The 15,029-nt window shown below is 59.5% G+C and carries 13 protein-coding genes; 4 read left to right on the top strand and 9 right to left on the bottom strand.

From position 1 onward, the window contains the following. Positions 1-71: 71 nt before the first annotated feature. Positions 72-569 (top strand): DinB family protein, encoded by a 498-nt coding sequence (locus tag BCM02_RS25205; protein ID WP_148931896.1) that lies wholly within the window; start codon positions 72-74, stop codon positions 567-569. Positions 570-664: 95 nt separating this feature from the next. Further along, a complete protein-coding gene (locus BCM02_RS25200; protein WP_148931895.1) occupies positions 665-1,480 on the top strand; it encodes a YhfM domain-containing protein in 816 nt (271 codons plus the stop codon). A 103-nt stretch (positions 1,481-1,583) separates the two neighbouring features. Here BCM02_RS25200 and BCM02_RS25195 read toward each other — a convergent pair whose 3' ends face one another. The 4 genes from BCM02_RS25195 to BCM02_RS25180 all read right to left on the bottom strand — a co-directional run bounded on the left by BCM02_RS25195 (position 1,584) and on the right by BCM02_RS25180 (position 6,250). Continuing rightward, a complete protein-coding gene (locus tag BCM02_RS25195) occupies positions 1,584-2,786 on the bottom strand; it encodes an MFS transporter (protein WP_148931894.1) in 1,203 nt (400 codons plus the stop codon). A 231-nt stretch (positions 2,787-3,017) separates the two neighbouring features. Next, entirely contained in the window at positions 3,018-3,863 is an 846-nt protein-coding gene (locus BCM02_RS25190; protein ID WP_148931893.1) for a carbohydrate ABC transporter permease, read from the bottom strand. 23 nt (positions 3,864-3,886) lie between these two features. After that, on the bottom strand, positions 3,887-4,789 hold the full coding sequence (locus tag BCM02_RS25185; RefSeq protein WP_148931892.1) for a carbohydrate ABC transporter permease: 903 nt from the start codon (positions 4,787-4,789) through the stop codon (positions 3,887-3,889). Positions 4,790-4,870: 81 nt separating this feature from the next. Then, complete coding sequence (locus tag BCM02_RS25180; protein ID WP_148931891.1) at positions 4,871-6,250, bottom strand: ABC transporter substrate-binding protein; 1,380 nt, start codon at positions 6,248-6,250, stop codon at positions 4,871-4,873. Positions 6,251-6,634: 384 nt separating this feature from the next. Between BCM02_RS25180 and BCM02_RS25175 the strand changes: the two genes are divergently transcribed. Both BCM02_RS25175 and BCM02_RS25170 read left to right on the top strand, forming a co-directional pair. Continuing rightward, positions 6,635-7,192: an RNA polymerase sigma factor gene (locus tag BCM02_RS25175; protein WP_425466205.1), complete on the top strand. Its 558-nt coding sequence runs from the start codon at positions 6,635-6,637 to the stop codon at positions 7,190-7,192. 2 nt (positions 7,193-7,194) lie between these two features. Next, entirely contained in the window at positions 7,195-8,172 is a 978-nt protein-coding gene (locus tag BCM02_RS25170) for a DUF4871 domain-containing protein (RefSeq protein ID WP_148931890.1), read from the top strand. 175 nt (positions 8,173-8,347) lie between these two features. On the opposite strand, the gene BCM02_RS25165 is transcribed toward BCM02_RS25170, so the two are convergent. From BCM02_RS25165 to BCM02_RS25145, 5 genes are all read right to left on the bottom strand, one after another. Further along, a complete protein-coding gene (locus BCM02_RS25165; RefSeq protein WP_148931889.1) occupies positions 8,348-8,992 on the bottom strand; it encodes a peroxiredoxin-like family protein in 645 nt (214 codons plus the stop codon). Between the two features lie 254 nt (positions 8,993-9,246). Further along, positions 9,247-10,548, bottom strand: a complete 1,302-nt coding sequence (locus BCM02_RS25160) for an extracellular solute-binding protein (RefSeq protein WP_148931888.1) — start codon at positions 10,546-10,548, stop codon at positions 9,247-9,249. Positions 10,549-10,567: 19 nt separating this feature from the next. Beyond that, positions 10,568-11,572, bottom strand: coding sequence for a substrate-binding domain-containing protein (locus tag BCM02_RS25155; RefSeq protein ID WP_148931887.1), 1,005 nt, complete (start codon positions 11,570-11,572; stop codon positions 10,568-10,570). 13 nt (positions 11,573-11,585) lie between these two features. Next, positions 11,586-13,385, bottom strand: a complete 1,800-nt coding sequence (locus tag BCM02_RS25150; RefSeq protein ID WP_148931886.1) for a cache domain-containing sensor histidine kinase — start codon at positions 13,383-13,385, stop codon at positions 11,586-11,588. Between the two features lies 1 nt (position 13,386). Beyond that, positions 13,387-15,006: a response regulator gene (locus BCM02_RS25145; RefSeq protein ID WP_148931885.1), complete on the bottom strand. Its 1,620-nt coding sequence runs from the start codon at positions 15,004-15,006 to the stop codon at positions 13,387-13,389. Positions 15,007-15,029: the final 23 nt, after the last annotated feature.

The raw sequence follows: 15,029 nt of genomic DNA, 5'->3' as shown, positions 1-15,029 counted from the left end.
GAAGAAATCCGCCGAGACCGGATATGGTAGCATGGTAGCGGAGACGGCAGAGAAGAGAGGAGCGATACGGCATGAGCGAATATCGGCTGATCGAAGAATACCGGAGACAATTGCGGCGTTACACGCTGGAGCAGCTGAGGAAGATTCCGGAGGCGGGCGTATGGTCGCTCGGCCAAATGTACGATCATCTTATCGCGGTCGCGCACGAGTATATGGATCACGTGGAAGCTTGCGCGGAGGCGGAGACGGAGCAGCCGCTCGGCAAGACGGCCGCGGGCGAGGACGCGTTCCGAATCGGCGGATTCCCGCCCGTTAAGATCGAACTGCCCGAAGACATGAACCAGGCTGACAACCCGGACAGCATCGATGGCCTCGAGGAGCGGCTTCGGCAGGTCATGAGCCGGATGCGGGAGCTGGAAGTGAGGGCGGCCGCGGCGAACGCGAATGCCAAAGTCGAGCATGGCGGCTTCGGCTGGCTGAACGCGCGCGAGTGGCATGCGCTGATCGGCATGCACTTCCGCCACCATTTAAGACAGAAGCGCGAGCTGGAAGAGCGGCTGGGGCTGTAGACCCCGCAGAGCCGGGGAAGTTTTCGATGCTGTGCAACCTTTCGTCGTCCCGTGCAGTCGTAGATAGTACATATTTACGGAGGGGCTGGACGCGAATGAAACGATTGCGCGCCTTAGGCGTGAGCTTCTTGCTAATTTGGCTGATCGGTTGTCGGCAGTCGGGGAGCGCGGCGCTGCCTGGACTCGAGCAGGTAGAAGCCGCTCGCATCGCGTCGATTACCGCTCAGGAGCAGGACGGACCGGGGCGGCGGATCGACGATCCCAAGACGTTCCAGTCGTTCGTAGAAGCGATGAACGATGCCGAATACGACTCGGCTATATTCGATATCAGGCCGCCGGATTTCGCGGCGACGGTGCGGATGGAAGACGATGCGTTACACGTCTTCTCGTTCTGGCTCAAGGGCGACGAGCCCGGCTTGGCGACGAAGGAGACGTACTCGGGCCACTACAAGCTGACGGACGCGGCCAAGGCGATACTGTCGGAACTGTTCCGGAACGCGGCGCCTCTAGAACGGGAGAAGGATGGGGACGCAGTCGGCCCGCTGCCGCCCGAGCTGCGCGTGGTCGTCGGCGATCGAATTTTCGCGGCTTCGCTCGGCGGGTATTGTTGGAAGGATGCATGCGCGGACGTACCGTCTAACGAAGAATTGGCGGAGAAGCAGAAGTTCCACGTGCTGGGCACGAGCGGCGAGAACGTTCGGCTGGCATTCGGAACGGAGCCGGACGAAGTGAGCGTTATGGTCTCGTTCCCTGACGAGGAGCGCCCGAATGAGAGCTTGAAATACGACGGGTCTTATTTCCGTTTGGCGGCGGGCGCCGGCGAGCATCTGTATATTGTGCAGGCCAAATGGCCGCAAGGAAGCGCGAGCTACGTGTTCAAAGTCGAGGTCGAGCCGTCCGCGAAGCGGTAATCGGCGAGCGTGCGAGAGAGTCGAACTCTCGTCAAGCCGCGTTGCAAAAAGGCCGTCTCGGGGAGTTCAAGCCCCGAACGGCCTTTTGTTTATGCAGTGCAGCTTACGCCGACGCTTCCACGGCCTCCGCGCGCGTCCCGCTCTGGCGAAGGGCGCGCAGCTGGAACAACGGCATCGCCAGCAGGCAGACGAGCGTGACGACGATGAGCGAGATGAACAGGGCGCCCCGCAGCTCGGTCAGCGAGAAGGTGAGCGTCAGCAGCAAGCAGCGCGTGACGATGAGCAGCGTCTCGCGCCAGACGAGGAAGGAAGCCCGCTGGGCGGCGCCGAGCGGCTGGATGCAGCGGAACTGCTGCGACGTCCAGACGGTGTTGAAGTAGAACATGCCGATCGCCGTCAGCAGGTTGGAGGCGATCATCGTTCCCTTATACGGGAACATGACGACGATGAAGCCCGCCGCGAGCAGCAACGTCCCGATCCAGAGCCAGCGCGATTCGTTGATCCGGATGCGGCGGTACAGCCAGAGGCCGAGCAGCGACACGAGCGTATACGTCACGTTCAGCAGCGCGATCCACAGCTTGTTCTGCGTCACGGAGAACGTGAAGAGCAGCGTGAACAGGTTCTGGAACTGGAGGAATACGCCGCCGGCGAGCAGGGAGAGCAGCATCCACTTGGCGCCCGGGAAATTGAACGCGGCGCGGAATCGGAAGCGACCCAGCTCCGCCTGCTCCTTCGTATCGGACAACTTCGGCATGCGGATCGGCGGCATCCGCAGCGAGAAGACGAGCATGACGCCGAGGGCGACTAGCATGAGGACGAACGAGCCGCCGTAACCGCTCCAGTCGATGACCTTGGCAGAGGCGATCGGCACCGCCACCGACAGCACTTGGCCGATAATGCTGACGGCCGCGAAATAGCTCGAGAATTCGCTCGCCTTGCCCTGCAGCGACATGCCGAGGTTCTGGGCGGCCGACGTGAAGCCGAACATGGCGCCTACGGGGAGACCCAGCAGCGCGATCCAGAGCAGGCGGTTGTCGAGGGTGACGGTCATGAGATACGTGAAGGCGATTCCGCCGAACCCGGCGGCGCAGCTGTAGAGCAGCCGGACCGAGAAGCGGGTCAACAGCTTGGCTGCGATCCAGAAGGCGAGGCCCCAGCCGATGAACATGACCATGTTGTAGAAGGAAACGTCGGCGATCCGCTGTCCGTCTTCCCATAGATACAGATTGACGTAAATGCCGATATAGATGGCGATGACGGAGCTGACCGAGTTCATGACGAGCAGCTTGCGTATGTCGGTAGACACGAGGCATAACTTCCTTTGCGTCGAATTGGCCAATGTAACAAATTATGGCATTTTTAACGTACTCCAGACCAAGGCGGGCATACAACCGCCCCGGAGGGGGAAATTCATCCGATGGAATGAACCGCCGCCCTACGCCGTTACAGGACGGCGCTAGCCGTTTCATTGCGGACAAAAAGATAACCTTAGCCGGGCGGCAGCCCAAGCTAAGGTTAGGTCGCCTTGACAGGCGGCTTACTTGACCGCGCCCGCCGTGATGCCGCTGGCGATTTGGCGCTGGAAGATGATGTAGAGGATGAGCACCGGAACGATCGTGAACATGAGCGCCGCGAACAGCGGACCCCATTCCGTGCGGTACTGCATCTCGGCTTGCATGACGCCGATCTCGATCGGCAGCGTGTATTGCTCGGGATCGGACACGAGTACGGTACCGACGATATATTCGTTCCAAATGTTCAATACGTTGATGATGCCCACCGCGATCAGACCCGGCTGCGAGAGCGGGAGCATGACGCGGAAGAACGTGCCGTAATAACCTGCGCCGTCGATGTTCGCGGCTTCCTCGAGTTCTTTCGGCAATCCTTTGAAGAAGCCGACGAGGACGAAAATGCCGAAGGCGAGCACGCTGGACGTGTACACCAGAATGAGGCCGATCTTCGTGTTCGTCAGGTGCAGCGAGTTGAGCAGGAAGAACAGCGGGATGAGCGCCAGGATGAACGGCACCATCATCGACGAGATATACAGGCCGTAGATCGCGCCGCTGCCCTTGAACTTGAAGCGGGCGAGCACGTAAGCGGTCATCGCGGCCAGCAGCAGGCCGAGCAGCGTAGCGCCGCCCGTGACGAGCAGCGAGTTCACGAAATACTTATCGAAGTGGTACTTCTCCCACACGTAGGAGTAGTTCTCCCACAGCAGCGGGAAGTTCGGAAGCGCCCACGGCTTGTTGAAGAAGAACTGCTGGTTGTCCTTTAGCGAGTCCAGCAGCGTCCAGATGAGCGGATAAATAACGGACACGCTCCATAGGAGCAGAATCGCGAGAAAGATGATTTTGGCGATCGGGTTTTTGATCCCCTGATTCATGTAGGTCTCCTCCTAATCCAAATCTAGCCGAGCTCGACGGTTTCCTGGCGCATCAGGCGCTGCAGGACGACGGTCGTCAAGAGCGACAACACGAGGATAAGCACGCCGATCGCGGATGCAAAGCCGAAGTGGTATTGACGGAACGCCATTTGGTACAAATACGTGCCCATAACCTGCGTGGAATTGTCCGGACCGCCCTCGGTCATGATCCAGACGATAACGAACGAGCCGTTCAGCGTCGTCATCATGATGTTCAGGATGGATACCTTCATTTGCTCCCAAATGAGCGGAAGCGTGATCGTCCAGAATTGGCGCCATTGACCAGAGCCTTCGAGGCTTGCGGCCTCATAGTAGGATTCCGGAATATTTTGAATGGCGGCGATCAACAGCAGCATGTAGAAGCCGATACCGGCCCAGATGGCCGGCGGCAAGAGCATCCAGATCGTATGATCCGCGAAGCCGAGCCACGTGATCGTCACCTGATCTTTCGTAAATAGGGACAAGAAGGAGTTCAGGAAGCCGATTTGCGGGTTGTAGATAAAGTTCCACAGGACGCCGATGACGACGACCGAGATGACGTTCGGGATGAAGAAGATCGAACGGAAGAAGCCCGCCAGCTTGAAGTTGAAGCGCGTCAGCGCGACCGCGAAGAACGTCGCCAGCGCCATGATGCCGATGATTTTGCCGAGAACCAGGAAGTAGTCGTTGCCGATCGCGCGCCAGATGATCGGATCTTTGAACATCTCGATGTAGTTGTCGAAGCCGATAAAGTCTTTCGTTTGGGACATGCCGGACCAGTCGAAGAACGAGAAGTAGAGCGCCTTGATCGTCGGGTAAATCGTGAACACGCTGAAGAACAGGAGCGTAGGCACGATGAAGGAGGCGATAAACACCGTCCGTTGCAGCTTGGCTGATCCTGAGTTCATAACGTTCACCTTCCTTTCATGTAAATTCGGAGGATGGCCGGTCGCCCGCGCCATCCTCCGCTTGTGCCTAAGATGAACCGATTATTTCGCTGCTTTCTTCACGGCGTCCGTGACGCGTTTCACCCAGTCGGCTGGCTCGATCGTGCCGGCCGCGAGCGCCGCGGAAGCGTCTTGCATCGCTTTGTCGACGTCGGCGTTGTACGTGATCGTCGGGATGACGACCGTGTTCGCGTCGGTCAGGTATTTCGCCGCGTCTTTAACATGGGAAGGCGCGTTGGATGCGCTGATGTCGCCTTTGATGTTCGAAGGCGCGCCGGACAGTTCTGCCCATTGGGACGCTTGCGCTTTGGAGAAGATGAATTGCAGGAACGCTTTCGCGGCGTCTTTGTTTTTCGCGTTCTTGGCGATCGCTACCGTCGCCGTCGACGTGTTCGCTACGATTTTGCCGCCGTTGTCTTGACCGACGGACGGGATGAAGCCGAATTGGAAGCCTTGCGGCACGTCTTTGGACATTTCGTTCGGCAGCCACAGGCCGTTCGCGATGAATGCGTCCTTATGCTGCAGGAAGAGCATTTGGGAATCGGTGTGGTTGATTTGGACCGAACCTTTGTCGATGAAGCCTTTGTCGCGCAGCTCGACGATTTTGTTCAGCGCCGTCATGACGGCCGGGCTTTCGTACGCTTCGACCTTGTTCGCCGCCATGTCTTGCAGCACCGTGTAGTCGTTGTTGTTCGCGGAGACGATCGCCGGGAACAGGAACGCGCCGTTGATGTAGTACGGATATTTGCCGGTATGGATGAATGGCGTGATGCCCGCCGCTTTGATTTTCTCGCTGACGTCGAGGAACGATTGGTAATCGGTCGGCTCCGTCCAGCCCTTCTCGGCGAAGAGCGCTTTATCCCAGAAAATACCCCACGAGTTGAGCACGAGCGGGATGTTGTAAATTTTGCTGTCGTACTGCTGCGGCGCTTGCGCCAGGATGTCGATGATTTTGTCGCCGTCGACGTTCGTCGCGGTTTGGATCCACTCGGTCAGGTCTTCAAGTTGGCCGTCTTCCACGAGCTGGCGGTCGTTGAGCTCCGGTCCGTCGATGTAGACGAAATCCGGCGGCGTGCCCGCGATCCAGCGCGGTTTGTTCTGCTCGTTGATTTTTGGTCCGCCGAGCGCCTTGATGTTGAGTTCCGGGTTCGCGGCTTGGAAGTCGGCAATGACTTTCTTCCACCAGGCGTCGCCGTAACCGCCGACGAAGTATTGAATTTCGAAGTCGCCCGTCAGCTTCGTGCCGGCGTCCGCCGTCTCGCCGCCCGTGTTCGCGGCGTTGTTCGCGCCTTCATTCGTTTTCGTTTCGGCGTTGTTCGCCGGTTGGTTGTTCGTTGTTTCGTTGTTCGATCCGCATGCTGCGAGCGGCAGTACCAGCATCGTCGCGGCGATCCCCATTGCGAGTTTGTTTTTAAGTACCATTGATGCAAACCCTCCTCGAAATTCTCTTGAGTTCGCGCCGGCTTCTCTTGTGTTCCGGCGCCTATGAACATCATAGAGGACGGAGGGAAATGGCTGAATCGAATATCTTCCGCGAAATCTTGAATAAATTCTTTTAAAATAGTTGAACAAAGAATTGCTGCGCAAGAGTGGTGGTCTTTCGATCGCTGTTGCTCATGGATATCTTGATTTAGGTACTCTAAGAGGGGGATATCCATTCGCAAAGGCGACCGCTGTCGCTTCTACAGACTCACCTCTCTTGCTCCGCAACTTTGTTCGGAATTTTTTCAAATGATTTCGCGGATTGGGGAGGGCAAGGGAACCAAACCGGCCGTTCGCCGGTCTTATAAGATAGAGGTGAATGCATTGGCGGAAGGTTGGGAGTACTTAAAGCATCTGGACGCGGGCTATGACCGGGCGCCGGTGCTGCGCGACATGATGGACGCTTACGGGAACGACGTCTGGAACTACGCCTTCTTCCTGACCAAGCGTCCCGAGGCCGCGGACGACGTGGCGCAGGAGGTGTTCCTCGCCGCGTATAACGGACTTTACGGTTTCCGGGGCGGCTGCACGGTCAAGAGCTGGCTGCTGACCATTACGAGGAATAAAGCGCTGCATGTCGTCCAGAGCGCCTTCATTCGGCGGGTCACGCTGACGGATCGGATCGTCCGCAAGGACGCGGCGCCTTCGGCCGAAGCGAATGCGCTCGAAGGGATGGAGAACCACGCGCTCTGGGAAGCCGTCCTTCGGCTGCCGCGCAAATACCGGGAGGTGCTCGTCCTGGATTATCACTATGGGTTGACGCTGCGGGAGATCGCGGCCTTGCTCCGCATCTCGGAGGGCACGGTCAAGTCGCGGTCGCACCGGGCGAAGAAACAGCTGAACGCAATGCTGTCCGAGGACGGCAAGGGAGAGGAGGCGTAGTTATGCGGGACGACAAGCCGCAATGGGCGAAGGCTATGGAGAAGCCGCCGTTTGCGAACGGACGATTCACGGAAGCGATGAAGCGAGAGGTGATGTCGCGGGCGGGCGGGGGCGGAAAACGGAGTCGGGCGCGGATCGTTCGGACGTGGGTCGCCGCCGGTCTGCTCGTGCCCGCGGCCGCCGCGCTGCTGCTGGTCATCGGGCCGTTCTGGAGCGGAGAAGGCGGCGCTGGCCAACGCGGCGGCATCGGCGCGGGGAATTCATCGGCGTCCGTCGCCGCCGCGGGAGAAGCGTATGACGAGCAGGGCCGCCTGCTGTTCACGCTTTCTCCGGATCCGAACGCGCGGGCGGGCGAAACGGCAGGCTACCTGTTCTCCTTCACGGCGCCGCTGGAGACGTTCATGAGGCGAACGCTGACGATTAAGGCGCAACATGTCGCGACTGGCGAGGAGGAGACGCTGTCTTCGGCGTCCATCTCGAGGCCGAGCAGCGGCTACGAGGGACTCGAGCGATACGCGGTCCGATTCGCCCTGCCGCTCGGGGGAGAATGGCGCATTCGCGTGCTGCTGGACGACCGGCTATACGGGCAGCTGATGCTGAACATGCCCGATTCGTCCTGGACGCCCAGCCCGCTGTTCGCTTCGGGCGCCTATGAGATGCGCGGCGTGGATCGCCGCGTCGGGATTCTCGACGTACCGTTCACGGCCGGACAGGCGCAGAAAGCGATGTGGCATTTCTGGGGGAGCCGCGACGAGCTGAACGGCTCCTTCACGGTGAAGGCCGTGAAGGAGGGTTCAGATGAGCTTATTACCGTCTTCAAAACCAATCCGATCCTCTCCTCGAACGCGCTGGCCGGGGCCATTAACGGGGCGGACCGCCATATCCCGACGATGATTGAGCTGCCGGAAGCCGGAAAGTGGCGGCTGCTGCCGTATGTGAGAGGACGGCTGCTGGATAGCGTCGTCGTAGAGGCGAAGTAGGCAGAGAGTGCGTGAGATTCGTAAACGGCCCGAAGCGCGGCACTGATTAAGGCAACGCACCGAAGCGAAGCGAAGGCCGCTCTGCTCTTGCGAGCCGTCTTAGCCAAGAAGAAGACCTCAGCACCCGCGTTTGCGGGCGATGAGGTCTTCTTATCGTATGTCGGCGGCCTCTTTATTACAAACGCTTCAAGTGATCGAGAATTTCCTGCGGCTCCATGCGGTTCATATAGTCCGGGTTGACGTAATGGCGTCGAACGACGCCTCCTCGATCGATAAGGAACGTTGCCGGAACGGGCAGCACCCAACGGTCGCATTGATTAATCAGCGCGAGATCCCGGCCGAGTTTATGTTTAAAGACGTCTTGGAGATAAGCGGGCAATTCGAACAAAAGATTATAGCGGTGTGCGACATCGCCGTTAGGATCGCTCAGCACCGGGAAGGTCAGCTGTTCTTTCTCCATCTGGGTCAACGAGTTGTCTTGGCTTTGCGGGCTGATGGCGATCAACTGGCTGCCGAGTTGCTGAAGGTCGGGCAACATGCGCTGATAGGCTCGAATCTGGACGTTGCAGAAGGGGCACCAGCTTCCGCGGTAGAAGACCAGGACCACGGGACCTTTGGCTAACTCGTCGTACAGGGTGATCGGCTCCCCAAGCGGATTGGCTAAGGAGAAATTCGGGGCCTGGTCTCCTTCCCGTAGACCGTAAACGATGCCGGACTCCTGCTGCTCCTTCACATGAAGCAGTATTTTGGCCTGGGCTTCTTCGGGCAACGCTGCTTTGAAGCTCGCTTTCGTACGGGCTAGTTGTTCGTTGAACGACAAGTTGGAAGCTCCTTCCCTTGAATCGGTTTTCCGCACGGCCGAACATCATTCGCGGCAAAGGGGAATCAGAGATATGAGATAAAAGATACCGAACGGTATCTTTTATTGTAGCACACTTGAGGAAAATGGAAAGATACTTGAAGAAATTTCAGACTGGGGTGCGCTAGCGGAGAGGAAATCTCGAGATAGGGCCTTCCTTCGGGAACAAAAAGGTCCCGGAAGCTTGGGAGCCTCCAAGACCTGCGCTTCACGATCTATCCATTCCGATCCTCGCGAACGGCCTTCGTGCGCTCCACCGCGAACTGCTGCAACTGGTCGAGCGCCGCTTGCGGGGACACGTGATTATTCAGCACGGCGCTGCCGAGCTTGCGTGCTTTGTCCATGACGGCCTGCCAAGCCGGCTGCTGGATCGGGTAGAACTGGGCGACGGCGAGGGCGTCCAAGCTATTTTTCATAAGCGGATCGGCTACGGCGAGCTGGCTGCCGACGTCCTTCAGCACCGGGACGAATCCTTCGCGGGCGACCATCTGCGCGTACGATTCGCTGTTGTACAGGAAGTCGATGAAGGCGGACAGCGCCTCCTTGTTCGTATGGTCGGTCTTGAAGGAGACGAGCACGTCATGGACGCCGAAGGCGAGCGGCTGCTCTCCGGCCTTCACCGGGAGCGGGCCGGAGCCCCATTGCAAATTCGGAAATTCGCGGGGAACGACGGAGGTGAAATACGTGCCGGAGATCATCATTCCGAGCCGGCCGTCGCCGAGCACCCGCTGCTTCTCGTCCCGCGTCGTGACCGTCGGGTCGGGATCGGTCAGCCCTTCGTCGTACAGCTGCTTCAGGAACGTTAGCCCCTCGACGTTCGCCGCGGAATTAATCGCCCATTCCCCGTTCTTCAGCCAGCCGCCGCCCGCGCCGAGGAAGAAGTAGGACAGATACGCCTGAATTTCGTTGTCGGTCAGATCGACGCCGAACCCGTTCGCCTTGCCCGTCGCGGTAATGGCGCGCGCCGCTTCGCGCAGCTCGTCCCACGTCGCGGGGGGACTCGTCAGTCCGGCCTCCTCGAACAGTTCCTTGTTGTAGTACAAATTCCGTACCGACGCCACATAGGGAAGCGCGTATTGGATGCCGTTCAACTGATCCATCTGCATGAGACTCGGATACAGCTTATCCTTCAGCTCGTCCGAGATGATCGCGTTCAAGTCGTTGAGCAGTCCGTCGGCGGCGAAATGGGCGTATACGTTCGTATTGAGCAGGTCGGGCGGCTGGTTGTTGCTGATCATCGTCGTGTAAATGCCGTCGAGAATATCCCAATTGGCGACCTGCAGCTCGACGTCGATGTACGGGTTGTTCTGCTCGAACTCCCGCACGAGCGCTTCGAGCATCGGCTTCGTCTCGCTGCTGTATTCGGAGGCGACGAACCGGATGAGCGCCGGCTCTTCCTCGTTCTTGAGCGGCGTTGGCGGCGGACTGTCGCCGGAGCAGGCGACGGTTACCAGCGCGAGCGCCGAGCATGCCGCGGCGAGCTTGGCCGTCCGGACGCCGGTTGGGCGGCTGTGCATAGGCTCTCCTCCTTTCCTCTTATTTCTCGCTGAATGGGAACAGCAGCTTTTGATTCTCGGCCGAATACATGTTCATCCGGTTGACGACGGTGGAATCGATGAGCGTCGTCGTCTCGACATCGCCTCCGTCTATGTCGCGCAGCGCGGTCTTCAGCGCCAGGTAGCCGAGGTTGAACGGACGCTGTACGAGCGTCGCGCCGAGCACGCCGGACTCCAGCAGCTGAATTTCGTCGATGGAGCTCTCGAAGCCGATCAGCTTCATCTCGCCGGCCATGCCGGTCTCCTCGATCGCCTGAGCGACGCCGAGCGTCGCCGATTCGGTCAGCGTCACGAACGTATTGAACTGCGGCTGACTGCCGCTGAGCAGCGACTTGGCGATGAGATACGCCCGCTGTTTGGAGTCTAAGCAATAATAGGTGCCGTAGACGCCGTTCGGGTAGGCGAGCAGCGCTTGCTCGATGCCGCTCTTGCGGGCGTTCGACGCGTTCGCGTCGACGTTGTCGCTGATGATCGCCACCTTCGGATGGCCGCCGGTCATGCTGATGGCGGTCGCGCCCGCGAGCCGTCCGGCCTTCAGGTGGTCATTGGCGACCGACACCGGCGGCGGATCGAGCGGAATCGGGTTGTCGATGAGGACGAGCTTGATGCCGGCCTTGCGGACCTGCTCCAGCTTATCGGCCATCCGGTAATCGTTGATCGGCGCGACGACGATCGCATGCGGCTTGCGTTTGATCGCCTCGTCCAGCAAGGTGACTTGCGTATCCGCATCGGTCTCGAGCAGCGGGCTTTGCACGACCGTCTCCACGCCGAGCTCCTTGGCCGCCGCGTCGACGCCGCCCTTGACCGCCTGCCAAAAGTCGGAGCGGACGTTGCTGGACTTCAGGATGACGATGATGCTCTTCGTCTCCGAGCCGGTGACGCCGACCCATGACGTAACGCCCGCCAGACGGGTGTAGAACACCGCATAGAGGATGAGAACGACCGTCATGACGGTCAGGATGATGGATAGCCGCCGTGTGCGCATAGGTCCGCTCCTTTCACTCGATTTTCGGAATCGTGATCGTCACGGTCGTGCCGACCTCGAGCTCGCTTCGGATGGTGATGCCGTAGGCTTCGCCGAAGAACAGCTTAATGCGCTCGTTGACGTTGCTGATGCCGATTCCTCGGCCGCTGCCGCCCGGCGACGACTCCGATTCGCCGGCGCTCCACAACGCGGCCAGCCGCTCCTCGCTCATGCCGAGCCCGTCGTCTTCCACCTCGAAGACGATATTGCCGTCCTGCTCGAAGCCTCGAATCGTAATGAGCCCTTTCTCCGGCTTGTTGCGGATGCCGTGGTAGATGGCGTTCTCGACGAACGGCTGCAGCAGGATTTTGAGCGAACGGTAGGGCAGGATGGACGGCGAGATGTCCAGCTTGTAGTCCAGCTGGCTGTTGTAGCGCATCTGCTGGATGATGAGATAGTTCTTGATGTGCTCGATCTCTACCCGGATCGGGACGATCTCCTTCTCCTTGGAGATGCTGGCGCGGAACAGCTTGGCGAGCGCGCTCGTCATGAGCACGACCTCCTCGTGTTTCTTCTGCTCGGCCATCCAAATGATCGAATCGAGCGTGTTGTACAGGAAATGCGGGTTGATCTGCGACTGCAGCAGCTGCAGCTCGCTCTTGCGCTTCTGCTCCTGGGTGAGGATCGCGTCCTCCATCAGATTTTTGATCTGGCCGACCATCATGTTGAAGGTGCGTCCGAGCTGGCCGATCTCGTTCATTTGCCCGATGGGGGTCTTAATGTCGAAATTGCCTTTCTCGACGAGCTTCATGTCCTTCTGGAGGTTCTTGATCGGGCGGGACAGCTGGTGGGAGAGCAGCACCGACAGCGCGAGGGCGACGACGAGGCCGAACAGGGCATAGTAGAAAATCGATTTGCGAATCGCGCTCTTGTTCGCCATCAACTCGTCCGTATAGGCGACGCCGACGATTTTCCAGCCGAAACTCGTATCCTGCACGGAATAGATCCGCTTGCCGTCCCGGCCGCCAGCCGCGAAGGAGGTGCCGCTTGCGGCCGCGTTCACCTCGTCGATCAGCTCCGTCCGCAGACCGCTGTAGATGAGCTGCTGCTGAGGGTGATAGACGAGATTGCCCTCGTCGTCGACGATGAACACGTACCCTTTGTTGCCGAGGTTAATCTGGCGGGCCATGTCGTTGATGACGCTCATATTCAGATCGACGAGGAAGACGCCTTCGGGCATGATGCCGTCCGTGCTGCGCAGCTCGCGGCTGAGCGAGACGACCCACCGGTATTCGTTCTTGATGATGTTCTGCACGTGCGGCGCGGAGATGACCGAACGGCCCTTCGCTTCCTTGGCCGACTTGAACCAAGGCGTGTCCTCGGGGCGCACGTTCGGGTTCAGGCTCGTGATCCGGCGGTCCGAGACGAACCGGTCGTTGTAGCCGAACACCATGATCGAGGCGATGTCCTGCCGCGTGTACAGGATCGCCTGGAACAGGTCGGAGATTCGCTTCTCGTATACCCGGCGCTCCTCGGCGCTGATGAAGCTGTTGTCGGCGATGTAATACTTGACGTCCTTGTTCGTCATGGCCAGCAGCGAGATGTTCTCCATGTTGTCGACGTAGGATTGGATATTGCTGTTGACTTGCTTGATGATTTCCTCGACGTAGCCCGTCGCGTTCTGCTCCACGGCGTCGACCGACAGCCGGTAGCTGATGAAGCTGGTCACGGCGATCGTCGCGAGGATGAGGATGGAGAACGCGAACGAGATGCTCGATTGGATGCTCTTGAGCGGGAACAAAGGCAGCAGCGGCCGGCGGTGTCCGAAGAACATGTCAGACGCCGCTCCGCTCGCGGAATTCTCTCATCGTGATTCCCGCGTGTTTCTTGAACAGAATGCTGAAGTAGTTCGGGTCGCCATAACCGACCTTCTCCGCGATTTCGTAGAACTTCATCGTCGTATGCTGCAGCAGCTCCTTCGCCTTCTCGATGCGCACGCGGGTCAAATATTCGACGAACGTCTCGCCGGTATGCTGCTTGAAGACGAGGCTGAAGTAGCTGGTGCTCATGAGCACGTGGCGGCACAGCTCCTGCAGCGACATTTTCTCGTTGGCGTAATTGCTCTCGATATAGTTGATCGCGCGTCGGATCTGCGTCCCCGTGTAGTGAGTGCGGCTGCCCTCGATGACGGACATGACCGTCTTGACGGCCTGCTTCAGCCACTGCTCGATCTCGTCGACCGTTTTGAAGCGATACACGTCGGTCAGCATCGTCTGCGGGTCGAACGGCAGGCCGCCGCTCTCGTGAGCCGACAAATCCTGAATCGAGTTCATGAGCGCGAGCACCGCTTTCTGCATATGGAGCACGCACGCTTCGATCGGCACCATGGACGACTTCAGCTCCGCGACCATCTGCTCGATGAGCCGCTGGGCGTCCTGCATGGAGCCGGTCTTGACGCTGGAGGCGAGCTTCCGATCCCAATCTTGCTGCACCGGCGGCAGCGCCTCCGATTTGCCCTCGAGGTCGATAATGCTAATAATGCGGTTCTTGCCGAGCAGGAACCGGTAATCCAGCGCGCCGAGGGCGCTGCGGTACGAATTCGGCAGCCGTTCGGTCGATTGGCACGCTTGTCCGATACCGACGGTGATCGTGAATTTGAGGTAGCGCTCGATCTCGTGGCGCACCTGCTCGGCGACGCGGAACGCTTTGTCGTAGAGGGCGGTCTCCTCCGCGATGCCGTAGACGACCGCGACCATTCGCTCCTCGCGGGTGCGGAAGACGATGACGCCCTCGCCGGCGCAAATTTCGCTGACGATATCGAAGGCCGCGAAGCGGAGCATCTCCTCGTCGAAGGCGTCGAAGTCGAACGACTCGCGGTCGCCGAAATCATCGATGTCGACGACCATCGCGACATACATCGAAGAGAGCGGCGGCAGGCCGAAGTAAGCGAAGCGCTCCGTGATCTCCGCCCGGCCGAGGCCGTTGATGACGAGCCGCTCGAGGAACCGTTCCTTGAGCAGCGGAAGGCTCTGCTTCAACTGGCTTTGCAGCCGGCTCATGTCCTCGCGGCGCTTCGCCTCCTCGTCCATCTCGGCGCGCGCCTTATCGAGCAGCTCGCGGATTTCGCGGGCGGTGATCGGCTTGACGATGAAGTCCGCTACCTTCAGCCGGAGCGCCTGTTGGGCGTAATCGAACTCGTCGAAGCCGGTGAGAATGATCATCTTGATATAGGGATAACAGGCGCTGACGGCCGCGGCCAGCTCCAGTCCGTCCATGAACGGCATGCTGATATCCGAGATGATCAGATCGGGCTTGTGCTGCTCGACCGCCTCGAGCGCTTCCCGGCCGTTCGCGTAATCGCCGACGAGGGTAAAGCCGTGGTCGCTCCACGTAATCGTGTTCTTCAAGCCGTCGCGCACGACCGCTTCGTCATCGACGATGATGACCTTGTACATGCCGCCACCCCTTTGGTTCAAAT

The sequence above is a fragment of the Paenibacillus methanolicus genome (genome assembly GCF_008124765.1).
GTDB classification, from domain to species: domain Bacteria; phylum Bacillota; class Bacilli; order Paenibacillales; family Paenibacillaceae; genus Paenibacillus_Z; species Paenibacillus_Z methanolicus.
This window is presented reverse-complemented; position numbering and strand designations above follow the sequence as displayed.